28 protein-coding genes are annotated in these 26,138 nt (G+C 65.4%); 16 read left to right on the forward strand and 12 right to left on the reverse strand.

Features of this window, described 5'->3' with window-relative positions:
* Nucleotides 1-272 precede the first annotated feature (272 nt).
* The 8 genes from BVE01S_RS17200 to BVE01S_RS01110 all read left to right on the forward strand — a co-directional run bounded on the left by BVE01S_RS17200 (nt 273) and on the right by BVE01S_RS01110 (nt 11,866).
* The gene (locus BVE01S_RS17200; protein WP_240612075.1) at nt 273-2,153 is read left to right on the forward strand and encodes a flagellar hook-length control protein FliK; all 1,881 of its coding nucleotides are present in this window, start codon (nt 273-275) and stop codon (nt 2,151-2,153) included.
* A gap of 4 nt (nt 2,154-2,157) precedes the next feature.
* On the forward strand, nt 2,158-2,886 hold the full coding sequence (locus BVE01S_RS01080) for a flagellar hook assembly protein FlgD (RefSeq protein WP_066623114.1): 729 nt from the start codon (nt 2,158-2,160) through the stop codon (nt 2,884-2,886).
* Between the two features lie 48 nt (nt 2,887-2,934).
* The gene (gene flgE / locus BVE01S_RS01085; protein WP_055754753.1) at nt 2,935-4,692 is read left to right on the forward strand and encodes a flagellar hook protein FlgE; all 1,758 of its coding nucleotides are present in this window, start codon (nt 2,935-2,937) and stop codon (nt 4,690-4,692) included.
* Nucleotides 4,693-4,864: 172 nt separating this feature from the next.
* Complete coding sequence (sciP, locus tag BVE01S_RS01090; RefSeq protein ID WP_026108337.1) at nt 4,865-5,149, forward strand: CtrA inhibitor SciP; 285 nt, start codon at nt 4,865-4,867, stop codon at nt 5,147-5,149.
* A gap of 90 nt (nt 5,150-5,239) precedes the next feature.
* Complete coding sequence (gene mnmA / locus BVE01S_RS01095) at nt 5,240-6,451, forward strand: tRNA 2-thiouridine(34) synthase MnmA (protein ID WP_066623117.1); 1,212 nt, start codon at nt 5,240-5,242, stop codon at nt 6,449-6,451.
* A gap of 85 nt (nt 6,452-6,536) precedes the next feature.
* The gene (locus tag BVE01S_RS01100) at nt 6,537-8,462 is read left to right on the forward strand and encodes a S9 family peptidase (protein ID WP_066623120.1); all 1,926 of its coding nucleotides are present in this window, start codon (nt 6,537-6,539) and stop codon (nt 8,460-8,462) included.
* Nucleotides 8,463-8,657: 195 nt separating this feature from the next.
* Nucleotides 8,658-11,012 carry a TonB-dependent receptor gene (locus tag BVE01S_RS01105; RefSeq protein ID WP_066623127.1) on the forward strand — a complete coding sequence of 785 codons (2,355 nt, stop codon included), beginning with the start codon at nt 8,658-8,660 and terminating at the stop codon, nt 11,010-11,012.
* A gap of 164 nt (nt 11,013-11,176) precedes the next feature.
* Nucleotides 11,177-11,866 (forward strand): response regulator, encoded by a 690-nt coding sequence (locus tag BVE01S_RS01110; RefSeq protein ID WP_066623357.1) that lies wholly within the window; start codon nt 11,177-11,179, stop codon nt 11,864-11,866.
* On the opposite strand, the gene BVE01S_RS01115 is transcribed toward BVE01S_RS01110, so the two are convergent.
* The 3 genes from BVE01S_RS01115 to BVE01S_RS01125 form a co-directional block, all read right to left on the reverse strand.
* The gene (locus BVE01S_RS01115) at nt 11,867-12,223 is read right to left on the reverse strand and encodes a VOC family protein (protein WP_066623129.1); all 357 of its coding nucleotides are present in this window, start codon (nt 12,221-12,223) and stop codon (nt 11,867-11,869) included.
* A gap of 61 nt (nt 12,224-12,284) precedes the next feature.
* Complete coding sequence (locus tag BVE01S_RS01120) at nt 12,285-12,986, reverse strand: helix-turn-helix transcriptional regulator (protein ID WP_066623132.1); 702 nt, start codon at nt 12,984-12,986, stop codon at nt 12,285-12,287.
* Nucleotides 12,987-13,324: 338 nt separating this feature from the next.
* Nucleotides 13,325-13,813, reverse strand: coding sequence for a winged helix-turn-helix transcriptional regulator (locus BVE01S_RS01125; protein ID WP_066552002.1), 489 nt, complete (start codon nt 13,811-13,813; stop codon nt 13,325-13,327).
* A gap of 180 nt (nt 13,814-13,993) precedes the next feature.
* Here BVE01S_RS01125 and BVE01S_RS01130 point away from each other — a divergent pair, with 180 nt between their 5' ends.
* Entirely contained in the window at nt 13,994-14,842 is an 849-nt protein-coding gene (locus BVE01S_RS01130; protein ID WP_066623136.1) for a thioesterase family protein, read from the forward strand.
* Between the two features lie 55 nt (nt 14,843-14,897).
* Nucleotides 14,898-15,176 (forward strand): hypothetical protein, encoded by a 279-nt coding sequence (locus tag BVE01S_RS01135; protein WP_017504585.1) that lies wholly within the window; start codon nt 14,898-14,900, stop codon nt 15,174-15,176.
* Between the two features lies 1 nt (nt 15,177).
* Here the strand turns inward: BVE01S_RS01135 and BVE01S_RS01140 are convergent, their stop codons facing one another.
* Genes BVE01S_RS01140 through queC form a run of 3 tightly spaced genes read right to left on the reverse strand, consistent with a single transcriptional unit; the run spans nt 15,178 to nt 16,909 of the window.
* Nucleotides 15,178-15,546, reverse strand: a complete 369-nt coding sequence (locus BVE01S_RS01140) for a 6-pyruvoyl trahydropterin synthase family protein (protein ID WP_066623142.1) — start codon at nt 15,544-15,546, stop codon at nt 15,178-15,180.
* On the reverse strand, nt 15,546-16,181 hold the full coding sequence (gene queE / locus BVE01S_RS01145; protein ID WP_066623360.1) for a 7-carboxy-7-deazaguanine synthase: 636 nt from the start codon (nt 16,179-16,181) through the stop codon (nt 15,546-15,548). Before queE ends, BVE01S_RS01140 begins: the two co-directional genes overlap by 1 nt.
* Complete coding sequence (gene queC / locus BVE01S_RS01150; protein ID WP_066623363.1) at nt 16,178-16,909, reverse strand: 7-cyano-7-deazaguanine synthase QueC; 732 nt, start codon at nt 16,907-16,909, stop codon at nt 16,178-16,180. The genes queE and queC overlap by 4 nt, the downstream gene beginning before the upstream one ends.
* Nucleotides 16,910-17,101: 192 nt before the next feature.
* Here queC and BVE01S_RS01155 point away from each other — a divergent pair, with 192 nt between their 5' ends.
* Complete coding sequence (locus BVE01S_RS01155; protein ID WP_066623145.1) at nt 17,102-18,724, forward strand: response regulator; 1,623 nt, start codon at nt 17,102-17,104, stop codon at nt 18,722-18,724.
* 3 nt (nt 18,725-18,727) lie between these two features.
* On the opposite strand, the gene BVE01S_RS01160 is transcribed toward BVE01S_RS01155, so the two are convergent.
* Nucleotides 18,728-19,759 (reverse strand): ligase-associated DNA damage response exonuclease, encoded by a 1,032-nt coding sequence (locus tag BVE01S_RS01160; RefSeq protein ID WP_066623147.1) that lies wholly within the window; start codon nt 19,757-19,759, stop codon nt 18,728-18,730.
* 46 nt (nt 19,760-19,805) lie between these two features.
* Here BVE01S_RS01160 and BVE01S_RS01165 point away from each other — a divergent pair, with 46 nt between their 5' ends.
* From BVE01S_RS01165 to BVE01S_RS01185, 5 genes are all read left to right on the forward strand, one after another.
* Complete coding sequence (locus BVE01S_RS01165) at nt 19,806-20,306, forward strand: PaaI family thioesterase (protein WP_235551321.1); 501 nt, start codon at nt 19,806-19,808, stop codon at nt 20,304-20,306.
* Nucleotides 20,303-20,698: a PaaI family thioesterase gene (locus tag BVE01S_RS01170; protein ID WP_066623148.1), complete on the forward strand. Its 396-nt coding sequence runs from the start codon at nt 20,303-20,305 to the stop codon at nt 20,696-20,698. Before BVE01S_RS01165 ends, BVE01S_RS01170 begins: the two co-directional genes overlap by 4 nt.
* 176 nt (nt 20,699-20,874) lie before the next feature.
* On the forward strand, nt 20,875-21,225 hold the full coding sequence (locus BVE01S_RS01175) for a hypothetical protein (RefSeq protein WP_066623150.1): 351 nt from the start codon (nt 20,875-20,877) through the stop codon (nt 21,223-21,225).
* Between the two features lie 92 nt (nt 21,226-21,317).
* Nucleotides 21,318-21,758, forward strand: coding sequence for a hypothetical protein (locus tag BVE01S_RS01180; RefSeq protein WP_066623158.1), 441 nt, complete (start codon nt 21,318-21,320; stop codon nt 21,756-21,758).
* Nucleotides 21,759-21,800: 42 nt separating this feature from the next.
* Nucleotides 21,801-22,436 (forward strand): S24 family peptidase, encoded by a 636-nt coding sequence (locus tag BVE01S_RS01185; RefSeq protein ID WP_066623161.1) that lies wholly within the window; start codon nt 21,801-21,803, stop codon nt 22,434-22,436.
* Between the two features lie 61 nt (nt 22,437-22,497).
* Here BVE01S_RS01185 and BVE01S_RS01190 read toward each other — a convergent pair whose 3' ends face one another.
* The 5 genes from BVE01S_RS01190 to BVE01S_RS01210 all read right to left on the reverse strand — a co-directional run bounded on the left by BVE01S_RS01190 (nt 22,498) and on the right by BVE01S_RS01210 (nt 26,102).
* On the reverse strand, nt 22,498-22,971 hold the full coding sequence (locus tag BVE01S_RS01190; RefSeq protein WP_039246408.1) for an SH3 domain-containing protein: 474 nt from the start codon (nt 22,969-22,971) through the stop codon (nt 22,498-22,500).
* Between the two features lie 88 nt (nt 22,972-23,059).
* Nucleotides 23,060-23,431, reverse strand: a complete 372-nt coding sequence (locus BVE01S_RS01195) for a hypothetical protein (protein ID WP_066623163.1) — start codon at nt 23,429-23,431, stop codon at nt 23,060-23,062.
* A gap of 64 nt (nt 23,432-23,495) precedes the next feature.
* Nucleotides 23,496-25,178: a lysine--tRNA ligase gene (locus BVE01S_RS01200; RefSeq protein WP_066623167.1), complete on the reverse strand. Its 1,683-nt coding sequence runs from the start codon at nt 25,176-25,178 to the stop codon at nt 23,496-23,498.
* Nucleotides 25,179-25,219: 41 nt separating this feature from the next.
* Nucleotides 25,220-25,564 carry a RidA family protein gene (locus tag BVE01S_RS01205; protein ID WP_066623168.1) on the reverse strand — a complete coding sequence of 115 codons (345 nt, stop codon included), beginning with the start codon at nt 25,562-25,564 and terminating at the stop codon, nt 25,220-25,222.
* Between the two features lie 61 nt (nt 25,565-25,625).
* A complete protein-coding gene (locus BVE01S_RS01210) occupies nt 25,626-26,102 on the reverse strand; it encodes a hypothetical protein (RefSeq protein ID WP_066623169.1) in 477 nt (158 codons plus the stop codon).
* Nucleotides 26,103-26,138: the final 36 nt, after the last annotated feature.

The following is a 26,138-nucleotide window of genomic DNA, read 5'->3' on the forward strand; positions in this document are numbered from 1 at the left end:
GCGGCCGTCATGATGGGAAAGACGCGCAAAGGTCGGGCCAATCGGATTGCGGGCATGCCGCGCGTCACTGATCGGCAGCGTGCGAAGCCGGGCAAAAAGTGGCGAGAGCGCGGCAATAACGACCGCCGCGCCGCGGACCCGTCGACCTCGACCCTATTCTTTGCATTGTTTTTGCTCGCTTATTTTCTTGGCCCGGCCCTTGCGTCGAGGGCGGCGAACTCTTGGGCGCAGCAGGCGCCGTCGTCGCTCCTTACGAAAGCCGCCGCGCTTCCATGTCCACCGCTTCCGCCCTGCTCGCGCCTGCCGCTCTGGTTTCGACCGGAACGTCGGCTGCCGCGCTGGGCGCAGAGTCAGCCGATGCGGGCCTGTTCTCCAGCAAGGTCGCCGATGCGCTGAATGCGGGCGTCCACGGCGCGCCTGTCGAACGGATGACGCCCGGCCGTCTGACGGGCGCTCGGTCGTTGGGCGTCATCATGGCCCAGCCCATGACGGCCGAGCCGGGCACCGACACGCCGGCCCCGACAACCGAAAGCGTCTCTACGATCTTGGGCGAGATAGCAGACTCCGCAGCTCAGCCTTCCCTTGCCGACGAGCAGCAGATCGGCACGGACACGGCCGCGAATGATGACGATACCCCTGACCTCGTCGCCGCAACGCCGTTTACAGCCGCGCAACTGACGCCGGCCGTTCCGGTCGCTCAATCGATCGTCGTCGCGGGCTCGTCGGCCGTTTCCGAGGACGCGGCGGAAATCCCTGTCGATCCACAAGCTCCCAAAGATGTTGCGTCAGTCGCATTCATTGCGCCCGAGGCGATGAAGACGACGGTCGCCACAGATGCTCGTGCTGAAACTGACACGGCGGCCAAGACTGCGTCGGCGCCTGCCAACCAGGACATTGAAGCGAAGACGGCCCTGACGGCCGCGAGCGCTCAAGCAGTCCTTTCGGAACTCTCAGAAATCCTGACGACCGAAGCGTCGACCTCTTCTCCCGCCGCGGCGAAGCCGGCTGAAGTCAAGGCCGCCGAGGCCTCGGTCACGCCTGCCCAGCCGACGATGACTACAGACGGTCCGAAGCCGATAGTCGCGCCCAAGCCTGCCGCTACGGGAACGGGCGAAGCAGCGCCTCGTCCGACCAACGCAGCGCCGCCGGTGCCTGCGAATTTCGACGCTGCGGCCAACACGATCCAGACCGTTGTCGCCAATACCGACAAACCGGCCGCTCCCTCGCCCATAGCGCAGTCCCTGGCGGCCGCTCAGATCCCGGCCGCTCAGGTTCAGATCGCCGCCAACGCAACGACGCCCAAGCCCTCCGCCATAGCCCCCGCCGACGTCGTCGCAGCCCTCACCGAAGCGGCTTTCGGACAGTCGACAGAGGCTGCCCCGGCCGACACGCTGAAGCCGCTGACCTCCCTGCAGGCCGCTGCACCCCTGCGCGGCAACCTCCATGGCGCGCTGGACCAGACCGGGGAAACCGCCGTTGCTGCGGTTCAAAGAGCGACGACCGAAGACGCCACTCCTTCCAGCGCCGTGATCCAAGTCGCCGCCAAGCCGGCGTCCCCATCCGCAAAGGCAGCCGAGCCCGCAACCGCCGCCGTCGCCGCGCCCGATGCAGCGTCGCCTGATGCGCCGATTGCGAACCCCGCGCCGACCGATGCTCAGCCTGCTCAACAGGCCGCCGTGTCCAGCCATGCTCAGGGCCTGTCCACCCTGTCGCGCGCCACCGTCGAGACCACCGCTCAACTCGCCGCACAGATCGCTCGCAAACTGGACGGCCGTTCGACCCGGTTCGACATGGTGCTGACGCCCGAAGATCTGGGCCGCGTCGATGTCAGCCTTGAGATCGGCAAGGACGGCCAGCTGTCCGCTCGCCTGGCCTTCGACAACCCCGCCGCCGCCGCCGATCTGAAGGGTCGCGCCGACGAACTGCGTCGCCAGCTTCAGGAGGCCGGCTTCCAGGTCGCAGGCGATGCGCTCGACTTCTCGCAACGCGATCCGTCCGCGGGCGGCGGCGCCTTCGAGCGCCAGCAGCAGCGCAACGCCCTGTTCGCCGGCGGCTCTCGCCTTGCGGCCCAGGCCGACATGCCCATCGTCCCGGCGCCCGGCGCCTGGATCAATCATTCCCTGACGCCTGACCGCGTCGATCTGAAGGTCTGACCCCATGGTCGACGCCGTCACCACAAGCGCAGCAGCCGGCCGGGTCACCGGCGGCACAAAGGCCCTGGCCTCGAACTTCGAGACCTTCCTGACCCTGCTGACCACGCAGATGAAGAACCAGGATCCGCTGTCGCCGCTGGATTCCAACCAATTCACCGCTCAACTGACCCAGATGGCTGGCGTGGAGCAGCAACTGCTGACGAACGACCTGCTGACCAGCCTGCTGGCCGCCCAGGCCGGCGGCGGCTTGGACAACGCCGCCAACTACATCGGCAAGAGCGTCACCGCCGCCTGGACCGCCACCGAGTTCAACGACGGCAAGGCCACCTGGGCCTACGAGCTAGGCGCCGACGCCGACAAGGCCACGCTGCAGGTCGTCGACAGCAAGGGCGTCGTGGTCTGGGAAGGCGCCGCGCCGGACAAGAAGTCCGGCCTGCACACCTTCTCCTGGGATGGCAAGCTGAAGGACGGCGGCACGGCCGAGGACGGCGGCGTCTATACGCTGAAGGTCGCCGCTACCGACGCTGCCGGCGCCAAGGTTGACGCCCAAGCCCTGATCCAGGGCCGGGTCACCGGCGTCGAGATGTACAACGGCGCGCCATACTTGGTGATCGGCGACTCCATCCTTCCGCTTTCGACCGTGATCTCGCTGAACGAGATCAAGGCTCAGGCGGCCAACGATACCGACGATACGGAGAATCCGAACGTCCCCAACGAGGAGGCGGCCGCATGATGCGATCCGCCGCCTTCCCGATGACATCTATTTAAGGAGCGTTCTTCCATGAGCCTCAACAGTGCAATGCTGGCCGGCGTGTCCGGCCTGGCCGCCAACTCCGCCGCCCTGGCGGCGATCTCCCAGAACATCGCCAACGTGAATACCGTCGGCTACAAGCGCACGGCCAGCGAGTTCCAGACCCTGGTCAACAGCCAGACCGCATCGGGCGGCAGCTACTCGGCCGGCGGCGTGACCACCAACACCCGCTCCTATGTCAGCCAGGAAGGTCAGCTTCAGCGCACGACCTCCAGCACCGACCTCGCCGTCAACGGTCAGGGCTTCTTCGTCACCACGACCCAGGCCGAGAACGTCGGCGCGACCGACACCCGCCTGTTCACCCGCGCCGGCGCCTTCACCGTCGACAAGCAGGGCTATCTGAAGAACAGCGCCGGCCTGTATCTTCAAGGCTGGCCGGTGGACTCCAACGGCGAGATCTCGACCGATCCTTCCGATCTGTCGCGCCTGCGCTCGATCAACATCGGCTCGGTCGGCGGCACCGCCGAACCGACCACTCGCGTCCAGATCAACGCCAACCTGCGTTCGAGCCAGGAATCGTCCTCCGCGGCCAGCGCCCAGTCCTACAAGGGCGTGTCCGATACGGCGACGCCGGCCGTGACCCACGACGTGTCGGTCCGCTACACCCGCACCGGCGCCAACAGCCATGATCTGGTGATCAAGTCCGGTTCGCAGAAGGTCGACGCCTCGGCGACCTTCGACCCGACCACCGGCGCCATCACTGGACTGACCATCAACGGCGCGAACGCCGGCTCAGCGACCGCGATCGGCACACCGCCGACCCAGATCCAGTTCACGCCGGCCAGCGGCCCTGCCTATACGCTCAACCTTTCGGACGTCGGCCTGGGCAACGAAAACGTCGCCAAGACGAAATACGACCCGTCGGTCAACTCCATGGCGATGTACAACGCCGACGACGACAACCCCGTCGGCGTGAAGCCCGACTTCAAGATGAACATCCCGGTTTCGGACTCCAAGGGCGGCCAGCGCAACCTGGAACTCCGCTTCCTGAAGAGCGACGAACCGAACATCTGGTATGCGGAAATCGTGTCCGTGCCGGCCAGCGACGTGATCGCAGGCGCTCCCTACGCCAACGGCCAGATCAAGACCGGCAAGATCGCCTTCACGCCGTCGGGTCGCCTGGACGTCGACACGATGAAGGCCTGGCCCGCAGGCACGGGTCTGTTCGACGACCCCACCATGGCGACGCTGGACTTCGGCAAGTCCGATCCGAACAATCTGACCATGCCGGCCGGCCAGGTGGCCTGGGCTGACGGCCTCGGCATCGCCGCCCAAGCCGTCACGCTGGACCTCAACACCTCGGCCGGCGGCCTCAGCCAGCTGAACACTGCCTCGGTGGTGCAATCGACGGTCACCAACGGCACGGCGTTCGGCAATCTGAGCGAGATCAAGATCGACGAAGGCGGCTTCGTCACCGCCATCTTCGACAACGGCGTCATGCGCCGCATCGCCCAGGTCGCGGTCGCCACCTTCCCCAGCCCCGACAGCCTGCGTGAAGTGTCCGGCAACGCCTACGCCGTCAGCCTTCAGTCCGGCACCTTCAACCTGAAGGCGGCGGGAACGGGCGGCGCGGGCGAGATCGCGGCCAAGCAGCTGGAGTCCTCGACCGTTGATCTGTCGGCCGAGTTCACCGGCCTGATCACCACTCAGCGCGCCTATTCCGCCTCGTCCAAAATCATCACCACGGCCGATGAAATGCTGGCCGAGCTGATCAACATCAAACGCTGATCGGCGAGTAAGTAAGCGTTAGTCTCGATGAATCGTCGCGCAAGCAAGGTTTACAGAGTCGTTCAGGGAGGGGCGGAAGTTATCCGTTCCTTCACCACGACCCTTAAACGGACCTTAGTCGGGGACGCCTACCTTCATGACACTACGGTGTTGGTGAAAGAGGCATAAGCCCATGTTGCAAGAGCGACGCCTTAATAGCAAAGGCGAACAATACGTGGTCGGACCGACTGGCACGCCCCTGACCCTCAACGACCTGCCGCCGTCCAACACGGACCGGTGGGTGATCCGGCGCAAGGCCGAGGTCGTCGCCGCCGTTCGCGGCGGCCTGCTCAGCCTCGACGACGCCCTGGCGAAATATCGCCTGACGGCCGAAGAGTTCCTGGCCTGGCAGAAGGCCATCGACAAATGGGGCATGCAGGGTCTGCGCACGACGCGGATCCAGAGCTACCGCTCCTGAGGGTTTCCCCGAAGACGTTAAGGGCCGCATCCGGCGACGGGTGCGGCCCTTTTCGTTTGGGGCCTCGAAATCGCGCCGGTTCCGCACTAAATGGCCGCAATGACCTTGGTCGAAGATTTCTGCCCCGTTCCCGACATCGCCCGCACCGACATGGATGCGGCGGTCGAGAGCGCGCGGGCGGCGGTCGGCCTGCCAGTCGGCGCGCGCGTGGTGGCCGCCATGTCCGGCGGTGTGGATTCCACTGTCGTCGCGGCCCTGCTGCACAAGGCCGGCTATGACGTCGTCGGCGTGACGCTGCAGCTTTATGACCACGGCGCGGCGTTGAAGAAGAAGGGCGCCTGCTGCGCGGGCCAGGACATTCACGACGCGCGTCTGGCCGCCGACATGATCGGCATTCCGCACTACGTCCTGGACTATGAGAGCCGGTTTAAGGATGCGGTCATCGACCAGTTCGCCGACAGCTACCTAAAGGGCCAGACGCCGGTCCCCTGCATCCGCTGTAATCAGACCGTCAAGTTCCGCGACCTGCTGGACGTGGCGCGCGACCTGGGCGCCGAGGCGATGGCCACGGGTCACTACGTCCGCCGCGCCGTCGCCGGAAACCGCTCGCAGATGCGCAAGGCGATCGACCATTCGCGAGACCAATCCTACTTCCTGTTCGCCACGACCCAAGACCAGCTGGACTATCTGCGCTTCCCCCTGGCCGATCTGGAAAAGCCACAGGTGCGCGGCGTCGCCGCCGAACTGGGCCTGAAGATCGCCGCAAAGTCGGACAGCCAGGATATCTGTTTCGTACCTTCCGGCGACTATCGCACCCTGATCGACCGCCTGCGTCCGCAAGGGCGTGAGGCCGGCGAGATTGTGCATATGGACGGACGGGTGCTGGGCCGGCACGCGGGCATCACGGACTATACGATCGGCCAGCGCCGCGGCCTGAACATCGCCGTGGGCGAGCCGCTGTTCGTGACCCGGCTGGAGCCCGAGACCCGTCGCGTCATCGTCGGCCCGCGCGAAGCCCTGCTGACCGCCAGTCTGACGCTGGAAGAAACCAACTGGCTGGGCGAAGAGGCGACCATCGTCGAGGCCGCCGAGGCCAATATCCCGGTCCTTGCCCGCGTCCGTTCGACCCGCCAGCCCTCGCCGGCCCGCCTGGCCTTGATCGACGGCGATATCCGCGTGGTCTTTGACGACGGCGAAGAAGGCGTCGCGCCGGGCCAGGCCTGCGCCCTGTATGATCCGACGGACCCCGAACGCGTCCTGGGCGGCGGCTTCATCCGCGACACGACGGCGGTCGTCGCCTAACGACGATCCATTAAATCGAAGACAGTTTGCATCCGTCGTGGTGTTCTGTCGCCTCCTACGGTCATCCCACCGATGAGAGGCTCCGATGCGCACCACCGCCTGCCTGATTTCCGTAATGGCCCTGATGGCCGCCCTTCCCGCCGCAGCAATGGCGCAGGCCGCCGCACCCGCGGCGACAAGCCCGGCGGCGCCGACCTATACGGCGGCCCAGTTCTTCGACACCGTCTCGTATGGTCTGGGCTATGGCGGGGCCAAGGCGTTCTCGCCGGACGGCAAGTCCGTGCTGATCCGGTCGGACAAGACGGGGGTCTTCAATGCCTACGCCCTGCCCATCGCCGGCGGCGATCCGATTCCGCTGACCACCTCGACCACGAGCGCGGTCAATCCCGTCAGCTACTTCCCCTCTGATGCCCGCATCCTCTTCACTCAGGACGGCGGCGGCGACGAGCTGAGCCATCTGTTCGTGCGGACGCCGGACGACGCGATCACCGACCTGACGCCGGGCGACAAGGTCAAGGCCGACTTCTTGAGCTGGAGCCAGGACGGCAAGACCTTCTTCGTCACGTCCAACGCACGCGACGCCTCAGCCTTCGATGTCATCGCCTATGATGCGACCACCTATGCGCATCGGACGGTGTTCGAGAACACCGGCGGTTTCTCACCGGCCGCCCTGTCGCCGGATGGCCGGTGGCTGGTGCTGGACAAGGCGCTGACCAGCGCCAACAACGACCTTTATCTGGTCGATCTGACTGCACCGGGCGAGCCCAAGCTGCTGACCCCGCACGAAGGCAATGTCGCCTATACCGCCTTCGACTTCACGCCAGACTCGAAAGCCGTGCTGATCGGCACGGACCAGAACGGCGAGTTTCAGCAGGCCATTCGCCACGATCTGGCGAGCGGCGCGAACACGCCGCTTATCCAGGCGGATTGGGATGTCAGCTTCGTCTTCTATTCGCCCAGCGGGCGTTACCGCGTCTCGGGCCTGAACGCCGACGCCAAGACCGAATTGACCCTGCTGGACGCTACGACCGGCCAGCCTGTCGCCATGACCGGCCTGCCTGACGGCGATATCGGCAATGTCCGGTTCAGCGAGGACGAGAAGACCATCGCCTTCACCGTTTCGTCCGACACCTCGCCGGCCGACGTCTTCGTCGCCGACCTGACCACCGGGCGGGCCACCCGTCTGACCCATGCCCTCAATCCCGCAATCGACGAAAACGCGCTCGTCGAGGCCACCATCGTGCGATACCCTGGCGAGGGCGGCGTCATGATCCCCGCTGTGCTTTACAAGCCCAAGGGCGCGTCCGCCGCAAATCTCGCCCCGGCCATCGTGCTGGTCCACGGCGGTCCCGGCGGCCAGACCCGACGCGGCTATTCGGCCATGGTCCAGCACCTGGTGAACCATGGCTATGCTGTGTTGGGCGCCAACAACCGGGGCTCCTCCGGCTACGGCAAGACCTTCTTCCATCTGGACGACAAGAAGCACGGCGAGGCGGATTTGCGCGACATCGTCGCCGGCGGCGACTGGCTGAGAGAGCAGGACTGGGTCGCCGACGATCAGGTCGCAGTGATGGGCGGATCCTATGGCGGATACATCACCGCCGCCGCCCTCGCCTTCCATCCCGACGCCTTTGCGGCGGGGGTGGACATCTTCGGCGTAACCAACTGGGTTCGAACGCTTGAGTCCATTCCGCCCTGGTGGGGCGCCCAGCGCATCGCCCTTTATGACGAGATGGGTGATCCAGCCACCGACGCCGAGCGCCACCGCCGCATCTCGCCGCTGTTCCACACCGAAGGGATCAACAAGCCCCTCTTGGTCGTGCAGGGTGAGAACGACCCGCGCGTGCTGAAGGTCGAAAGCGACGAACTGGTCGCCGCCGTCCGCGCCAATGGCGTGCCGGTCGACTATGTCGTCTTCCCGAACGAAGGGCACGGCTTCACCCGCCGCGACAACCGCATCACAGCCCAGGACGCCTATCTGACCTTCCTCGACAAATACGTGAGGAAATAGCTTTCACGAGGACGGAGCGCGTTACCCGACGTGCTCCGTCTGTTCGATTGTGGAGACGATGTGGAATTATCGTGGACCTGCATCGAAGATTTGACGCGTCCTCGGACATCAAAGATGCACCGGGCTGTTGCACGGCTGTAAACTGCGCATCGCAATGACGGCGTAATCCCCGCCCCGACTAAGCAGGGGATAAAAATGCATCGTCAGACCAAACTGCGCCTTCAGCTGCTGCTGGGGACCGCCCTTCTCGCCGCGCCCGTTTCCGCCTTCGCCCAAACCGCGCCGGTCCAGACCGCGCCGACGGCCGCCAGCGCCGAGCCGGCCGGTCTTGACGACATCGTCGTGACCGCCACCAAGCGCGAAACCAACCTGCAGGACACGCCGATCTCGATCTCGGTCGTCAACGCCGAAGCCCTGGCCGATCGCCACGTACAGAGCCTGATGGACCTGGCCGACGGCAGCGTCCCCAGCCTGCGCATCGCCACCTTCGAGGCCCGTCAGTCCGCCCTGACCATCGGCATCCGCGGCATCGTGCCGAACGACGCCAACCAGCCCGCCCGTGAGCAAGGCGTCGGCGTCTATGTCGACGGCGTCTATCTGGCCCGCCAGCATGGCCTCGCCGCCGCCCTGCTCGACATCGAGCGCGTCGAAGTCCTCAAGGGGCCGCAAGGGACCCTGTTCGGCCGCAACACCGAAGGCGGCGCCCTGTCGCTGGTGACCAAGAAGCCCACGGGCGTGTTCGGCATGCGCGCCATCGCCGGCGTCGGCAATCTGGAGTCCTACAACTCCGAACTGCACGTCGACTTCCCCGCTCTGGGCGACTTCGCCTTCAAGGTCGACGGCATCATTTCCGTCCAGGGTCCGGTGACCGAGAACATCCTGCCGGGACAGACGGGCTTTGGCGAGTATGACCGTCGCGGCCTTCGCTTCCAGACGCGCTGGACGCCGGCCGAAAACTTCACCGCCAACTTCGCAGCTGACATCAGCAAGGACAAGAACACCCCGTTCTACAGCCAGCTGCTGAACTTCAACCCGAACGGCCTGACCGTCGTGCCGTTCACCTCGGCTACGGTTCCCTCGGGCAGCATCCGCGCCCTGTCGCCCCTGGTCCAGGTCGAAGGCTCCAAGCGCATGACGCAGGCCGACATCGGCGTGCCTCAGCAGTTCAGCGTCGACGACACGCGCGGCATGGATCTGCACCTGTCGTATCGCCCGACCGACTCGCTGGAAATCCGCTCGATCACGGCCTACCGCGATCTGGACGTCGAACAGTATGACAACATCGCCGGCGCGCACCGCCCGCCGGTTACAGGCCCGAACGGCAAGTTCAGCCGCTACTCGCTGGCCGGCTTCTGGCAGCATCAGTTCAGCCAGGAACTGCAGGCCGTCGGTTCGCTGGGCGACAGCATCGACTACGTCGGCGGCGTCTTCTACTTCAAGGAAACGGTGTCCGACGACGCCGCCACGCCCTCGACGAACCAGTGGAACGCCGACGGCACGGGCTACACCATCCTGGACCCCACCCCGACGATCCGCGGCTTCCGCTCGCTGGACCGCAAGTCCACCGCCCATTCGGAGTCCAAGGCCATCTACGGCCAGGCGACCTGGACGCCGGCCAGCATGGACGCCCTGCACCTGACGGTCGGCGGGCGCTACACCTGGGACGACAAGGACGGCGTGCTGGAGTTGGTGAACAATGATCTGCCGATCGTAGATGGCGTGCGGGGCGTGCGGCGCTTCAGCTCCAAGGTCGATCGCTTCGACCCGCTGGTCACCCTGGCCTATGACGTCAGCAACAACATCAACATCTACGGCAAGTATTCGACCGGCTACCGCGCCGGCGGCGCCTCCTCGCGCTCGCTGACCTATCGCTCGTTCGATCCCGAAGAGGTCAAGGCCTACGAAATCGGCGTAAAGAGCGACCTGTTCGACCGTCGCGTCCGCCTGAACGCCGCCGTCTACGCCATGGACCGCACCGACAGCCAGATCGACTTCAGCCTGGTCACCGTCCAGGGCGCCTCGACCCGCAACACGCTGGAAACGATCAACGCTCCGGGCACCACGAAAATCCGCGGCGTCGAGTTGGAAGGTCAGTTCCGGGCGACCGACAACCTGACCCTGTCGGCCTCCTACGCCTATACGGACGCCAAGGTGCCGGACACGGTCAACCCGTTCAACGGCCAGGTTCAACAGGTCTTCATCGCCTATACGCCTGAGAACGCCGGCAGCGTCGCGGCCGACTGGAACTCGCCTTTCATGGGCGCGACGCTGAAGGCGCACATCGACGCCAACTACGCCGATGCGGCCCACAGCTTCGAGCAGTTCGCGATCAAGGCCGACTCGTCCTTCGTTGTGAACGCCCGCGTCGCCATCGCCGACATCACGACCCGCGACGGCGGTCCGCTGCTGGAAGTGGCCCTGTGGTCGCGCAACCTGCTGGACGAGACCTACGTCTATCGCCGCGATCCGTCGAACCGGAACACCCTGGGCGACTACGGCAACTTCAACAACCCGCGCACCTTCGGCATCGAGCTGCGCGCCTCCTACTAAGCGTTCCTCCCGAACGAACGACTGGCCCCCTTCCGCCTTGGCGGGAGGGGGTTTTTCTTCGTCTGCGTGAAGGCTTTGCGACGGCGATATGAAACTTCACCGCAGCCGTCCGGTTTTGCTGGACGACGCGACGATCTGGCGCGATGGCGGCTTTCGGAGACGCCATGAGCAGCCTGATCCTGATCGCCGATGACGCCGCCGAGGGCGTCGAAATCTTGGACGCCGCCCTGCGTCGGGACGGCTTTCGCACCGTCGTCGCCGCCAACGGCCAGCAGGCTGCCGACCTGCATGCGTCGCTCAAACCCGATCTCGCCCTGCTCAGCGTCCGCCTGCCCGTGCGCGACGGCTGGGATGTGCTGGGCGAACTGCGTCGGCGCGGCGAAACGCCCGTCATCATGGTCGGCGAGCGGGACGAGGCCACAGACAAGCTGCAGGCGCTGCGGATCGGGGCGGACGACTATATCGCCAAGCCGTTCAAGCCGGCCGAGGTCACGGCCTCGATCCAGACCATCCTGCGACGCAGCGGCGGCGGTCGGGCCGCCAAGACCCTGCGCGTCGGTCCCCTGGAAGTGCAGTTGGAGAACTATCTGGCGGCGATCCTGACGCCGTCGGGCAAGCGCCGTCTGGACCTGACACTGACAGAGTTCCGCATCCTGGCCCACATGGCCCGCACGCCCCTGCGCGTCTTCAGCCGCAGTGAAATCATGCAGGCCTGCTTCCCCAATCAGTCGGTTCTGGAGCGCACGATCGACAGCCACGTCAGCCATCTGCGCCGCAAGCTGGACGCCGCCGACGCCGCCGGTCTGGTGACCAATGTCCGCGGCGTCGGATACCGGCTCGAAGCCGAGGTCTGATCACGCCCACGCCGCGACGGCATAGACCCTCAGCCGATGGCCGTCCGGATCGCCTGCCACGAAGCTGCGGACCGGCGTGGCGTTCGTGGGCGGCGTCAGAATGCGCGCGCCACGATCCCACCAGTCGATATGCGCCTGATCCACCGCCTCGGCGCCCTCCAGCGGAAAGTCGACTTCGCATACCTCGCGCCGATCGCCGGCACGCCGCAGCAGCCCCAGCGCCCGCCCCGACGTCAGCTTGAACAAGGCCCGGTCCGGTCCCGCCATCACCGGCCGACAACCCAGCAGGTTGGCATAGAAGCGCGCGCTGATTTCCGGATCCGCGACGGCCAGAATAATGTCCTCGATCTCGCTCATCAGCCCAGCCCCTTGTGTTTCCAACACGCCGAACCCTAGCCTTCGCTGCCGCCAGTTTCCGTCAGCAGCCGTCGCCCGATCTCGATCTTTCATGCGCCTCGCGCCAGGTCTTCATCAGCGCCTGGCGACGCGTCGGATAGCGCGCCTCCATTACCTCCGCCTCGACGATGCGATCGGTGCGGAAACTGCGGAAATCACCGCGCAGTTCGCACCACGCGATCAGCAATCGCACCCGGTCGAAGAAGGCCAGGGCGAACGGCCAGACGACACGCTCCGACGCCGACCCCGCCTCGTCGCGGTAACACAGCTTCAGCCGTCGCTCCGTACGGATCGCCTTCCTGAGCAAGGCCGGATCGACCCGATCCGCCGGGAACGGCTCTCCCGGCACCACCAGCAGGGCCGACGTGTCCATCTCGTCGCGCAGATCGGGCGGCAACACCGCTGAAATCCTTCCCAGCGCCGCCAACGCCGCATCGCGCATCCGCGGATCGGCGCGGTCCGCCACCCAACGCGACCCCAGCACCAAGGCCTCGATCTCTTCCGGCGTGAACATCAGCGGCGGCAGCATGAAGCCCGGCTTCAGAACATAGCCGACCCCCGCCTCCCCCTCGATCGTCGCCCCTTGCGCCTGCAGGCTGGCGATATCGCGGTAAAGCGTCCGCAGACTGACGCCCATCTCCTCGGCCAAGACCTGCCCGCTCACCGGCCGACGATGCCGCCGCAGCACATTCAGCAGATCGAGAAGGCGTTCGGAGCGTGACACCTTGCGATCCTAGCAGCCCTACTGCCAGGAAGCGTCAGCAGTGCATCCACGCGCTCGTATGTTGTTAGCTTGCCGTATTACGACGCGCGATAAGCGCGATCGTCACCCTCGCAACGGCGATATCTGATATCATACAAAGGGCCGTCTAAGCGACAAGGATAGCAGATGCCCGCGCTCGTACGGCGCACCTCGACATCACTTTGGGAACTGGTTGCCAGCAACCGCCTACAGTCGCCTTCCACCTTGTAGATCCAAGCCCCAGCAACAACCGCTGAGACGACTGCGGTAGCGATCAGCGATCTCGCCATCAGACCGTTCATGACCAGTCGCTGAGCTCCCTAAGCCACTTCCTTCGGCATCACGTCGCCGACCGTAGGCCGGTTCTCGGCGCGGGTCAGGACCATATCTCTGGGTTTGACGATCTCGCCGCAGCAGCCGCAGGCGATGCGCGGGCTCAGGGAGTGACCGCAGGTCTTGTGGATCATGTCGATGCCGCTGTCGGCGTCGCCATAGACGTGCTTGTTGCCCCAGCCATGCAGGGTGACCAGAACGCCGTACAAATCCTTGCCTTTGGCGGTCAGGACATATTCGTTACGCGGCGGGCGCTCTGAGTACAGACGCGGCTCCAGCACGCCATGCTGGACCAGGCTTTTCAGCCGGGCGGCCAGGACATTGCGCGCCACGCCCAGATTGTCTTGCCACTGTTCGAACCGGCTGACCCCGTTGAAGGCGTCGCGAATGACCAGCAGCGTCCAGGGATCGCCGATCACCTCAAGCGTGGCGGCGATGGAGCAGCTTTGGCGGCTGTAGTCGGCGGTGCGTCCCATAGGCGCGAAAGTGACGCTGCGTCAGGCATTTGGCAAGGGTTGCAAATCCGAACGCTCCAAGTCAGTCTTGTTTCGCAACGGACGTGCGAGCCTCCCGGTTCGCCGCCTTGTTCCTTGGACTTCGGCGGGAGATCGTCATCAGGCCTTCCGCCGCTTCTTCGCCTGACGCAGGATCGCGCAATGACGCCGCCCATTTCCCTCGACGCCGCCCTCACCTTCCAGATCCTCGACGACGGCGGTTTGTCCGCGCCTGTGCCGGGTCATTTCTCGAATGGCCCATCGAGCATGACGCCGGAGAAGGGCTTTCCGTTCGGCGGGCTGCTGGCGGCCCTGTGCGCTCAGTCGATGCGACAGGGACTGGCGCTGACCGCGCCCCTTCGGACCCTGTCGGTCCAATATCTGTCAGCGGCAAGGTTCGGCGAACAGGTCGCCTTTCGCCCTCGCCTGCTGCGCGGCGGCCGCAACGTTCTGTATGCCGCGGTCGAGGCCGAGCAGGACGGGCGCATGACCCACCACGCCACCGGCACCTATGGGCTGGACGCCGCGCCGGCACCGCTGACGCCGTTGCACGCGCCGCCTCCGCCGCTGGATAAACTGGACCCCAAGGCCACCATACGCGGGCCGATGTCGCCGCATTTCGCCCAGCACGTCGAATACCGCTTCGACGGCGGGCCCAACATCCTGGGCGGCAATGAGGGCAAGCCGGTGATCGAGCGCACCTGGATGCGGATGGCCGACGGCCGGCCCTTGGATGAGGTCGGCCTGTGCTACCTGCTGGACGCGCTGTACCCGCCCGCCTGGACCGCATCCAAGACGCCGGCCGCCATGACCACCGTCGATCTGCGCATCGACATCCTGGCCGATCCAACGCCGCAGACCGCGCCGGACGGCTGGGCCTTCTTCGAGTTCAGGATGCTGGACCTCGGCCTGGGCTGGACGGTGGACGAGGCGATCGCCTGGGGCGCTGATGGAACGCCGCTGGCCCTGTCGCGCCAACGCCGCAAACTGCTGCCGCAACGTCCGGCCTGAAGTCAGCCCTCATTCATCATTATCGACGACTATTCCAAATCTCTGGAGTGTCGCCATGCGTCGTCGAAATCGCCTCGTTTCCGTATCCCAAGTCGTCGTCGTGCTGGGCGGTTGTCTGATGCTGCAGGGCTGCCTTGTCGGCGCCGTCGTCGGCGGGACCGCTGCGGTCGTCGGCGGGACGGCGAAAGCCACCGGCGCGGTCGTCGGCGCCGGCTTCGACGCCGTCACCACCTCGGACGAGGAAACCAAACTGCGTCGCGAGCGTGAACAGCGCGACTATGAACGCGAACAACGGCGCTGCGAACAGCGCCAACGTCAGGGCAAACGCTGCTAGGTCAGAGACTTAGAACGCACCGCTCGTTGATCGTCGGCCGCGCCACCTGAACCCGGCACAGGCCCGGCCATTCGGGTTTCAGCGTCTTGGCGAACCACAGACACAGGTTTTCCAGACTGGGAAGCTCCAGTCCCTCGTGCTCGTTCAGCATGCCGTGATCCAGAGTTTCGGCCGCCGCCTTCAGCGCCCGGTCCAGCGCGCCCAAGTCCGCCACCCAGCCGTGTTCGACATCCAGCACCTCGGACCGCACCGTCGCTTCGACCGTGAAGGAATGGCCGTGAATGCGGCGATAGATGCTGCCCTCGGGCTCGTTCGGGAAGTGGTGGGCGGCGTCGAAGGTCGCCTGTTTGGTGATCTCGAAGACGGGCATTAGCGGACGCCGATGTATTTGTGGGTCTGGACGCTCAGGCGCCACTGTGGGTGGGTCAGGCAGTATTCGATGGCGGCGGCGGTGTTCTCGACCTGATCCGGCCCGTCCATCGGCTGGAGCCAGAACCGTTCGAAATCCAGATGCTCGAACCGATCCGGCATGGCCTTGGGCTGGGGGAAGACCAGTTTCAGCTCGGCCCCGCGCGTCTGCACCACATCCGCATCGGCCTTGGGACTGATGCAGATCCAGTCGACGCCCTCGGGTGCCAACAACGTGCCGTTCGACTCGATGGCGATCTCGAAACCGCGCGCATGCAGCGCGTCGATCAGCGGCGCATCCAACTGCAGCAAGGGCTCTCCGCCGGTGCAGACCACCAGTTTCGGATCGCCGTCACGCCCGCGCCACATCGCCGCGACGTGATCGGCCAGCAAATCCGGCGAGGCGAACTTGCCGCCCCCGTCGCCGTCGACGCCCACAAAGTCGGTGTCGCAGAAGGTGCAGACGGCGCTGGCCCGATCCTGCTCGCGCCCGCTCCACAGATTGCAGCCGGCGAACCGCAGGAAGACCGCCGGCCGCCCCGCCTGTCCGCCCTCGCCCTGAACCGTCAGGAACACTTCCTTGGCCGAATAGGTCATCGCTCCGACGCCCATTCGTCATAACCGGCCGCGCGCAGTTCGCAGGCCGGGCAAGACCCGCAGCCATAGCCCCAGACGTGTCGATGCGTCCGGTCGCCCTGATAGCAGGTGTGGCTATCCTCGATGATCAGCTCGATCAGCGTGTCGCCGCCGATCCTGTCCGCAAGTTCCCAGGTCTGGGCCTTGGTCAACCACATCAGGGGCGTGTCGATGACGACCGGCTTGTCCAGCCCCAGCGACAGCGCCCGCGCCATCGCCTCCATCGTCTCGTGGCGGCAATCCGGATACCCAGAATAATCCGTCTCGCACATGCCGCCGACCAGGACTTCCAGTCCTCGCCGATCCGCCAGCGCCGCGGCTGCGACCAGAAAGATCAGATTGCGGCCCGGCACAAATGTGGTCGGCAGGCCGCGCGCGTCCATTTCGATCTTGCGGTCGGCGGTCAGGGCGCTCTCAGCGATCCGGCCATATCCGGTCAGGTCCACCACATGGTCATCGCCCAGGCGATCGGCCCACTGCGGCAGGGCCGTCTTCATTCCCTCGCGCACCGCCTGACGCGCCTGCATCTCCACCAGATGGCGCTGGCCATAGTCGAACCCGACCGTCTCCACCCGCACGAACCGCTCCAGCGCCCAGGCCAGGCAGGTCGCGCTGTCCTGCCCGCCGGAGAACAGAACCAGGGCCGTCTTGCTAGCGGTGGGGGAGGTCTTTTCCAGGATGACGCTCATGACGAATCTGCGGTCGGCCGTTTGGCCGCGCGCATGCACAAAGAGATGGAGACCCAGATGGGTCGGGCGGGCCTCATACACCAGACCCCGCCCGTGAGCAAAGAAGGCGGATTTGCGTCTTGGATGACGCCGCTTAACTAATCCGCAAGCGATTCGGGCTTTTACTCACAATGAGTAGGAGTTCCAGGCAGTATGCCGACCATCGAGACCCTTTCCGAGCGTCCAAAGCCGGTTGCGCCGACGACTCTCGGCTGCGAGGTTCTGGCGCGTTTTGAATGCGAGCCGGATACGCTGGTCATTCCCGTGGTCGATGGCGACCGTCCCGTCGGCCTGGTCGAACGCACCGCCTTCCTTCAGAAAATCGCCGCCCGCTTCGGCCACGCCCTTTACGATCTGCGCCCCATCACCTTCGCCATGGACCCCGAGCCGGCCGTGGTCGAGGCCGGCGTCCGCATCGACGCCTTTTGCGACATCATGCTGAAGGGGGGGCCGGCCGCCCTGCTGCGCGGCTTCATCGTCACCAAAAACGGCGCCTATTGGGGCGTGGGTACCGCCGCCACCCTTTTGCAGGCCGTCAACACGCGTCAGCGCGAGCAGAATGCCGAACTGGCCGAACAGGCCGCGATCCTCAGCGACACCCGCGCCCAGGCCATCGCCGCCGCCCGCGCCAAGAGCCAGTTCCTGGCCATCATGAGCCACGAACTGCGCACGCCGATGAACGGCGTCCTGGCCGTCGCCGAACTGCTCCGCCGCCAGCCGTTGAATACGGCGGCTCAGGCGCATGTCCAGACCATCGTGGATTCGTCCGAGACCCTGCTGCGCATCCTCCAGGACGCAGTGGACCTGTCCAAGGCAGAGGCCGGCGAACTGGAACTGAAGACCGAGCCTACCGCCCTGCGCGCCGTCATGGACGACATTCAGTCGATGTGGGAGCCGCGCGCCTCTCAGGACGGCGTGACCCTGCTCGTCGGCTACGAAGGCGACACCGAACTGGCGGCCGTCATCGACGGCATGCGCCTGAAGCAGGTGTTCAACAACCTGATCGGCAATGCGCTGAAGTTCGCCCGCAACGGCGTGGTCGAAGCGGGCCTCAAGGCCTGGGTCGAAGGCGACCGCATTCGTATGGAAGCCCGCATTCGCGACGACGGCCCCGGCGTCGAGCCGGAACGCGTCGATTCCATCTTCGAGCCCTTCGTTCACGGTTCCGGTCCCGACGGCGCTGGCCTGGGCCTGTCGATCTGTCGTCAGGTCATCGACCGGATGGACGGCCGGATCTGGGCCGAGAACAACAAGGGACGCGGCGCCACCTTCGCCTTCGACCTGACCGCGCCCCGCGCCGTCGTCGAGGCGGAAGCGCAATCCAACGTGTCAGATCTGTCGGGCCTGGACCTGAAATCCGCGCCGCACATCCTGATCGTCGACGACAACGCCACCAACCGCGTCGTCGCCCAGGCGCTGTGCGAGATGTTCGGCTGCAGCTCCGAACTGGCCGAGGACGGCCTGGAGGCGCTTCAGGCCGTTCAGGAAAGCCGCTACGACCTGGTCCTGATGGACATCAAGATGCCGCGGATGGACGGGGTTCAGGCGACGCAGGCCATTCGCGCCCTGCCCGGCGCCGTCGGCCGCGTGCCAATCGTGGCCCTGACCGCGAATGCGGACCCCGAAGACGCCAAACACTATCTCTCGATCGGCATGGCCGCCGTCGTCGAAAAGCCCATCAAGCCCGAACGCCTGCGTATGGCGATGAACGCCGCCATCTCCGCCGCTCACGAAAGCGCACAAAAGCAGGATCAATCCGGTCGCGCCGTCGCTTGATCGTCAGTCCGGACGAACATCCAGCGCCTCTTCGTCCTCTTCGTCGTAGCCGACCAGACGCAGGGCTCTCGCTTTTTGCCCGTTGATCTCGGCCCAACGCAGCAAACCCTCCTCGCGGCCGTGAGTGATCCAGATTTCCTCCGGCTTGATCTCGGTGAAGGTCGCGGTCAGTTCGTTCCAGTCGGCATGATCCGACACGACCAACGGCAGTTCCACGCCGCGCTGGCGCGCCCGCGCCTTCACCCCCATCCACCCTGAAGCGAAGGCCGTGACCGGATCGGCGAACCGACGCGCCCATCGATCCTGGATGGCGGATGGCGGTGCGATGGCGACCTCGCCGCCTAGCGCATTCTTCGGCAGATCACGGGTCGGGGCAAGCGGGCCCAGATCGACCCCTTCCCTCTCGTACAAGGCGTTCAGCCGCTCCAGCGCCCCGTGGACATAGATGGTGCGGTCCCATCCGGCCTCGCGCAGCAAGCGGATGATCCGCTGCGCCTTGCCCAGTGCATAGGCGCCGACCAGATGCGCCCGCTCGGGAAACTGCCCCAGCGACCGCACCAGCCGCCCGACTTCCTCCTCCGCCGGCGGATGGCTGAAGACCGGCAGGCCGAACGTCGCCTCCGAGATGAAGACGTGGCAGGGCACGGGGTCGAACGGCGCACAGGTCGGATCGCAGCGGCGCTTATAGTCGCCGGACACGACCATGATTAGCCCCTTCCAGCGCACCTCGACCTGGGCCGAGCCCAGCACATGGCCGGCGGGCGCCAACCTGAGATCGACCCCATTGATCGCGGTCGCCTCGCCGTATTCCACCGATTGGGGCTGCAGCGTGAAATCCGCGCCATAACGTTCAGCCATGATCGCCAGGGTCTGGCGCGTCGCGAGCACCGCTCCGTGACCGGCGCGCGCGTGGTCGGCGTGGCCGTGCGTGATGACGGCGCGATCCACCGGCCGAACCGGGTCAATGTAGAAATCTCCCGGCGGACAGTAGAGGCCGGCGGGCGTGGGATGCAGCAGGTCTTCGGGGCGGATCATCTTGCGGTAACGCTCTCGACGCCGTCGGGTCGCCGCCCCATAGAGGATGACCCCGAAAATCGGCGCAACAGGTTCAGTCCGCACGATGCACGAGAGTTTTCTGACCACCATCCTGCCGCAACTGGCCGCCGGCGCCGCCCACACCGGCGCCTTGGGCTTCACCTTCGACGGCCTGCACGATGGCGAGCCTCGCATCCGCGTGCCGTGGCGTGAGGATCTGGTCGGCGATCCCGACAGCGGCGTCTTCGCAGGCGGGCTTGTGACGACCTTGCTGGATCATATCGGCGGCCTGGCGGTGTGGACCGCGATGGACGCCTTCCAGCCCATCGCCACCTTGGATCTGCGCGTCGACTACATGCGCGCGGCAAGGCCGCGTCAGGACCTGCTGGCCCAAGGCCTATGCTACCGGCTGACGCCGAGCATCGCCTTCGTGCGCGCCTGGGCCTTCGAAGACGATCCCGCCGATCCGGTCGCCGCTGCGCAAGCCGCCTATATCCTCAACCAGACCCGCGAGCGGGCGCCCCATGCAAAAGGAGCGGCGGCATGACCGACATCCTAAACCGCATGCCCTACGCTCGCTTTCTTGGCCTTCAGACCTTGGTCAGCGGCGACGAAGTTACCGTCATCATGCCCTTCGACGACAAGCTGATCGGCAATCCAATGCTGCCCGCCCTGCATGGCGGATCGACGGCCGCCCTTCTGGAAATGACGGCGATGGCTCAGGTGGCGCTCAGCTTTCCGGGTCCCCGACTGCCCCGCCCGATCAACGTCACGGTCGCCTATCTGCGCACCGGCAGACCGATCGACGTCTTCGCGCGTGCTCGCATCAGCCGGGCGGGTCGTCGCGTCGCCCATGTGCACGCGGAGGCCTGGCAGGAAGAACGTCAACACCCGATTGCGTCTCTCACCGCCCACTTCCTACTGGACAACCAGGACTGATCACCGCGCGCTAGCGTGCTGATTCGCGCCGACTTCTTGCTCTCGTTGGGTTTCAAAGCCGTGCTTACGGCGGCGCTTCAACGCGCGATTGCCGATATGGTAAAGATTGCTCTACCAAACAAGGTTAAGACGTGATAACCATACGGTTCTTGTAAACCTGTCTTTGAGGGGCTTTCATGGACCGCACTGAAGTCGTCACCAGCGTTGCTGGCGATCTGCATGCTACCGAACTCGCGATCGACGCCGCGATCACCCAGGCGACCACGCTGGTTCAATCCTTCATCGGCGCTCGCGCCGCTCTGTCGCTGTCGCCGGTTTCCGGCACGATGTCGCAAGCCAAGGCCATGGAAACGATCGCCGCCCTCTCGGCCGCCCGCGAATCCATCGTGGCCTGCCATGCCGAGCTGCAGAAAGATCATCGCCGCCTCGGCTTCGGCACCTACGCCGCCGGCCCGCTTGCAAAGCCCGACGACTGGCTGGACCCGAAGGTTGCCCTCGCAAAGACGCACCTGCATCGCGTCGCATGAATTCTTTGTTAGCTTAGCTTAACAAGATTTCGGACTGGCTTTAATTCAGCCAATATCGCCTCCGTGCAGCGATGCATCGGGGGCGATTTGTCATGTTCAACATCAGCTACGCGATTATTGGTGCCGTCTTCATGGTCGGCATGGCTCTGTTCGCCTTTTTGAAGGGGGACAGAGCGGAACAGTTTGGAGCCGGCGCGTACCTTTTCGGCTGGTTTGCGTCGCTCGTTTTGCAGCAGAATGAGGGATTTCGAAGCGTACCTTTTGGTCTGCTCGTCATCGACATATGTATGTTGCTTGCGTTTTGCGCCATAGCTTGGCGCTACAAGCATGCATGGCCGGTTTGGGCCGCAGGTCTTCAGTTGATTACTGTAATGTCTCAAGTCATGAGACTGACTAGCCAGAATGTACATGTCGCGTCTCTCTACACAGTGACCAATCTGACCAGTTATCTCATCATAATCTCCATCGCAGTCGGTACGTTCTACGCTTGGCAAGAGCGCCGCGCGGCGGCGTTGATAGGTAGAAATTCCTAGCATTCGATCTTATTCTCGCGACGAATCGGTCGCTGGAACACCATGCCGCTATCCCACACCAAGCTTTGGAAGGCCGTCGACACCTTGGCTCGGCGTGAAGGGCTGACGCCGTCGGGCTTGGCGCGACGGGCCGGTCTGGATGCGACGAGTTTCAATCCGTCAAAACGCTTCGGGCCGGGTGATCCGCCGCGTCCGCGCTGGCCCTCGACCGAGAGCATGACGCTGGTGCTTCAGGCGACAGGCCTGTCGCTTTCGGAGTTTGCGGTGTTGGCCGAAGACGCACCGGAGGCGCCGACCAGCGTGCCCTTGCTGGGTCTGGCCAAGGCGGGTCAGGACGGCTTCTTCGACGACGCTGGCCTGCCGGTCGGCGAAGGCTGGGATCAGACCGACCTGCCGCGCGCCAAGGACACCCTGTTCAGCCTTCAGATCACTGGCGATTCGATGTCGCCCCTCTATCGCGAAGGCGATCGCGTCATCGTGGATCAGGAAGCGACGCAGGTGCGGCGGGGAGACCGCGTCGTCGCCCGCCTGACCAGCGGAGAAACCGTGGCCAAGGAGGTTACCAGCCTGACCAGCCGCGCCGTCACCTTGGCCTCAATCAATCCCGACTACCCCCCAAGGATCGTGCCCCGACGCGAGATCGAATGGATGGCCCGCATCCTCTGGGTCAGCCAGTAGCGCGCAGCAAAAACCCCGCCCGGCGTGCCGGACGGGGCTTTCGATTAGCGGCGAACTGCAATCAGTTGGCCGTGACGTAGTGGGCGTTCACCCAACCACCGCCTGCGATCTGCACCCACTCGCCTTGCGAACCAATGGCGGTGAAGGGCTGACCGGCCGACAGCGTGCCGGCTTGGCGATAGTTGGTGCCAGGGCCGCTGCGGATGCGCAGGTTTGAAGAAGCGCGATACTGGGCGCCGCTAGAGGCCGAAGCAGCACGAGCGCGCTGCTGGTTGCAGCCGATATAGGAACCGGCGGCGGCGCCGGCGCCCGCACCGACGATGGTGCCGGCCGTACGCTCATTGCGAGCGAGGTTCGAGCCCACCACGCCGCCGACCACGGCGCCGATCAGAGCGCCTGCACGTTGGCGACCGCCAGGGGCGTCACAGTTGGTCACGCCGTTGGCCTGAGCCTGGGCGGACATCGGGGCGGCGGTCACCATGGCGGCCAAGGCGGCAGCGGTGGCCAGACCGGTCTTGAAAATCTTGTTCGACATAACTCTTCTCCTGTCAGCGCGTTTGCCGATGAGGGAAGAATGCACGGACGAACCTGAAGGCTCCCGGAGCTTCGCCGTTATTTTCCGTTCATCTTGGCTGCTTGCGATGCCGGTGAATCTGAGCGCGGGCCTCTTCGATGGAGCGCACCACGACATGGCGTCGGCGCAAAAACTGAAAATCCATCACGCGGGCCCACAAATGCAATGACGCATCCTGACTGACGAGCATAGTCAAAACCTCAGTCTGCGGCGGCGTGTCCAGTGCGCCGGCTAGTCGAGCAATCTGCTCAAATGACGCATCCCACGGCGTCGTCTCAGCCTCGACGATCCAGTCCCAGCTCCAAAGATCAGGGCGAACCTTGATGATTGCGAGCGCCTCACCCAATGCTGTCTCAGCCGAGACGCCGCTGTTCAGGTCGAGATGGAGAAGCTGCGCCTCCTCATCGATTCGATAACGCACACCCGGCTCCTTTGACGCGGGCGTCGATAGCGCGGTCTGGCTAACAGAACCTTCAGCGAAAAGGTTAAGCCTGCGCCAGTTCTCCGTTTGCGCCCGCCTCGATCAGGGCGATCGTCTGCGGCAGGCCGTAGATGGCTGCGAACGAACCGAAGCGCGGCCCCTGGCTGGCGCCCAACAGCACCTCGTAGAGCGCGCCAAACCAGGCTCGCAGCGGCTCGAACGCGTGGGCCTTGCCGACCGCATAGACCTCGTTCTGGATCAGCTCGCCGTCGGTGGTGTCGGCCGGCAGCACCTTCAGCCGTTCGGCCAGGTCCAGCAGCGCCGCCTTCTCCTTGTCGTCCGGCAGGCGATAGGACTTCGAGGGCTTCACGAAGTCCACGTAGTAGTTCAGCGCGTGGTCCATCAGCCGATCCAGCAGCGGCTCGTTCTGCGGCGTCGCGTCAGGCAGGTATTTGGCGAAGTAGGCCCACAGCTGATCCTTGGTCGAGGCATTAGCCACGCCGACCAAGTTCAGAAGCAGGGCGAAGGACACCGGCGACGTGTGGGTCGGCGGGTCGCCCGCGTGGATCGACCAGACGGCGTTGTCGATCCGCTTGGCCGGCTCCTGGGTCTTGTAGCTCTCGATGAAGGCCAGATAGTCGTCGATGGCGCGCGGAATGACGTTGAAGTGCAGGCTCTTGGCCGACTTCGGTGACTGGAACATGTACCACGACAGGCTCTCGGGCGTGCCGTAGCGCAGCCACTCGTCCATCGTCAGGCCGTTACCCTTGGACTTGGAGATCTTCTTGCCCTCGATGTCGAGGAAGAGCTCGTAGTTGAAGCCTTCGGGCGGGGTGCCGCCCAGGGCGCGGCAGACCTTGGAGCTTTCGCGCACGCTCTCGATCAGGTCCTTGCCCGACATCTCGTAGTCGATGTCCAGCGCGACCCAGCGCATGGCCCAATCGGGCTTCCATTGCAGCTTCACATGGCCGCCCGTGACCGGCACCTCAGTGCGATTGCCCGGCTCGCCGGCGGGGTCTTCGAAGGTAATCGTGCCCTTCTCGACGTTGCGCGCAAGGGTCGGGACCTGCAGGACATGGCCGGTGATCGGGCTGACGGGCAGGAAGGGCGAATAGGTGGCGCGGCGCTCCTCGCCCAAGGTCGGCAGCATGATGGCCTGGACCGCGTCGAACCGTTCCAGAAGCGTCAGCAGCGTCGCGTCAAACCGGCCCGACTTGTAGGTCTCGGTCGATGACATGAACTCATAATCGAAGCCGAAGCTGTCGAGGAAGGCGCGCAGGCGGGCATTGTTGTGCGCGCCGAAGCTGTCGTGGGTGCCGAAGGGATCGCGCACCCGCGTCAGGGATAGATGCAGGTCCTCGCGCAACATCTCCGGGTTCGGCACGCCTTCCGGCACCTTGCGCAGGCCGTCCATGTCGTCGGAGAAGGCGATCAGGCGCGTGGGCCAGTGGTCGCCGGTCAGGGCGCGAAAGGCGTTGCGCACCATGGTCGTGCGGGCGACCTCGCCGAAGGTGCCCATGTGCGGCAGGCCCGACGGGCCATAGCCGGTCTCCAGGATCACCGGGCGCTGCAAGGCGGGAAAGGCCGCCAGGGCTTCATCCGCCTTGCCGGCGTCGATCAGAGCGCGCGCTTCGGCTCGTTCGGTCTCGCCCAGCCGTTTCTTCAGAACATGGGCCAGCAGGTTGCGAGCTTGTTCGAAGGGCCAGGACTTGGCCTCGCGGGCGAGGGTTTCGAGGTTCTGAAGCATGGCGGCGGTTTGCAGTCTGCATCCCGCCCGGTCAACCGCGATCAGGCTTTGGCGGCGATTACGATGATCTCGACCTTGTAGTCGGGCGACGCGAGCCGGCTTTCGCCCGTGGCGCGAGCCGGCGGGTTGGCGGTGTCGACCCAGGCGTCCCAGACGCCGTTCATCGCCTCGAAGTCGGCGATGTCGGCCAGCCAGATCTGGGCCATCAGAATCTTGGACTTGTCGCTGCCGGCCTCGACCAGCAGCGCCTCGATCTCGGCCAGCGCCGTTCGGGTCTGCGTCGCCACGTCGTCGCCGGGTTCGCCGACCTGGCCCGACAGATAGATGGTGTCGCCGTGGACGACAGCCTCGCTCATGCGGGCGCCGGGCTGGATGCGGGTGATCATGGGCGGGGGTCCTTCGAAAACGTCCCTCACCTATCGCTGCCGGGGCCCGGCTGTCGAGCGGCTAGCGGCGGTTGAACCGCGAGACGGTCAAGCCGACGACGAGGGCGCCGGCGCCGACTATCAAGGCGTCCTCGATCAGGCCGCTCTTGGTCTGGCCGATGCGGGCCATGGCCTTCTTGCGACCCGAGAGGGTCAGATAGGCCAGCGGCACGGCCGTGCCGACCGCCAGGCCGGCGCCCAACTTCTCCTTGCCGCGCGGGGCCAGGGCGGCGCCGGCGATGCCCGCGCTCATGACCCGCGCCAATAGGCCCAGGAAGACGGTGCGATCGGGCGCAGTCTTCATCTTGTCGCCCAGCAGTTCGCCGATACCCATGGCCAGGGCGCCGAACTTGAACAGCTGCCGGTTCAGCAGGAAGACGCGGCCGGGCAACGGCTTGTGCGCCAGTTCGGCAGTGGCGAGGGCCGCCATCGGGGTCATGGAACGGGCGCTGGCGACAGCGCCGATGAGGGCGGATGGGAGGAGGTCGAGGGCTTTCATGCCGCCACAACACCCGACCGGGCCGGAAGGTTCAGC

It is taken from the genome of Brevundimonas vesicularis NBRC 12165 (genome assembly GCF_001592205.1).
Taxonomy (GTDB): Bacteria; Pseudomonadota; Alphaproteobacteria; order Caulobacterales; family Caulobacteraceae; genus Brevundimonas; species Brevundimonas vesicularis.

Bases quoted from the DNA above. Each gene is read 5' to 3' on its own strand.
- BVE01S_RS01080 (WP_066623114.1), top strand. From the start codon at position 2,158: ATGGTCGACGCCGTCACCACAAGCGCAGCAGCCGGCCGGGTCACCGGC.
- BVE01S_RS01190 (WP_039246408.1), bottom strand. From the start codon at position 22,971: ATGTCGAACAAGATTTTCAAGACCGGTCTGGCCACCGCTGCCGCCTTG.
- BVE01S_RS01210 (WP_066623169.1), bottom strand. From the start codon at position 26,102: ATGAAAGCCCTCGACCTCCTCCCATCCGCCCTCATCGGCGCTGTCGCC.
- BVE01S_RS01180 (WP_066623158.1), top strand. From the start codon at position 21,318: ATGTTCAACATCAGCTACGCGATTATTGGTGCCGTCTTCATGGTCGGC.
- BVE01S_RS01110 (WP_066623357.1), top strand. From the start codon at position 11,177: ATGAGCAGCCTGATCCTGATCGCCGATGACGCCGCCGAGGGCGTCGAA.
- BVE01S_RS01135 (WP_017504585.1), top strand. From the start codon at position 14,898: ATGCGTCGTCGAAATCGCCTCGTTTCCGTATCCCAAGTCGTCGTCGTG.
- BVE01S_RS01205 (WP_066623168.1), bottom strand. From the start codon at position 25,564: ATGATCACCCGCATCCAGCCCGGCGCCCGCATGAGCGAGGCTGTCGTC.
- BVE01S_RS01165 (WP_235551321.1), top strand. From the start codon at position 19,806: ATGACCCCGAAAATCGGCGCAACAGGTTCAGTCCGCACGATGCACGAG.
- BVE01S_RS01105 (WP_066623127.1), top strand. From the start codon at position 8,658: ATGCATCGTCAGACCAAACTGCGCCTTCAGCTGCTGCTGGGGACCGCC.
- BVE01S_RS01155 (WP_066623145.1), top strand. From the start codon at position 17,102: ATGCCGACCATCGAGACCCTTTCCGAGCGTCCAAAGCCGGTTGCGCCG.
- BVE01S_RS01160 (WP_066623147.1), bottom strand. From the start codon at position 19,759: ATGATCCGCCCCGAAGACCTGCTGCATCCCACGCCCGCCGGCCTCTAC.
- mnmA (WP_066623117.1), top strand. From the start codon at position 5,240: ATGGCCGCAATGACCTTGGTCGAAGATTTCTGCCCCGTTCCCGACATC.
- BVE01S_RS01140 (WP_066623142.1), bottom strand. From the start codon at position 15,546: ATGCCCGTCTTCGAGATCACCAAACAGGCGACCTTCGACGCCGCCCAC.
- queC (WP_066623363.1), bottom strand. From the start codon at position 16,909: ATGAGCGTCATCCTGGAAAAGACCTCCCCCACCGCTAGCAAGACGGCC.
- BVE01S_RS01170 (WP_066623148.1), top strand. From the start codon at position 20,303: ATGACCGACATCCTAAACCGCATGCCCTACGCTCGCTTTCTTGGCCTT.
- BVE01S_RS01175 (WP_066623150.1), top strand. From the start codon at position 20,875: ATGGACCGCACTGAAGTCGTCACCAGCGTTGCTGGCGATCTGCATGCT.
- BVE01S_RS01115 (WP_066623129.1), bottom strand. From the start codon at position 12,223: ATGAGCGAGATCGAGGACATTATTCTGGCCGTCGCGGATCCGGAAATC.
- BVE01S_RS01100 (WP_066623120.1), top strand. From the start codon at position 6,537: ATGCGCACCACCGCCTGCCTGATTTCCGTAATGGCCCTGATGGCCGCC.
- queE (WP_066623360.1), bottom strand. From the start codon at position 16,181: ATGACCTATTCGGCCAAGGAAGTGTTCCTGACGGTTCAGGGCGAGGGC.
- BVE01S_RS17200 (WP_240612075.1), top strand. From the start codon at position 273: ATGTCCACCGCTTCCGCCCTGCTCGCGCCTGCCGCTCTGGTTTCGACC.
- flgE (WP_055754753.1), top strand. From the start codon at position 2,935: ATGAGCCTCAACAGTGCAATGCTGGCCGGCGTGTCCGGCCTGGCCGCC.
- BVE01S_RS01185 (WP_066623161.1), top strand. From the start codon at position 21,801: ATGCCGCTATCCCACACCAAGCTTTGGAAGGCCGTCGACACCTTGGCT.
- BVE01S_RS01200 (WP_066623167.1), bottom strand. From the start codon at position 25,178: ATGCTTCAGAACCTCGAAACCCTCGCCCGCGAGGCCAAGTCCTGGCCC.
- BVE01S_RS01130 (WP_066623136.1), top strand. From the start codon at position 13,994: ATGACGCCGCCCATTTCCCTCGACGCCGCCCTCACCTTCCAGATCCTC.
- BVE01S_RS01125 (WP_066552002.1), bottom strand. From the start codon at position 13,813: ATGGGACGCACCGCCGACTACAGCCGCCAAAGCTGCTCCATCGCCGCC.
- sciP (WP_026108337.1), top strand. From the start codon at position 4,865: ATGTTGCAAGAGCGACGCCTTAATAGCAAAGGCGAACAATACGTGGTC.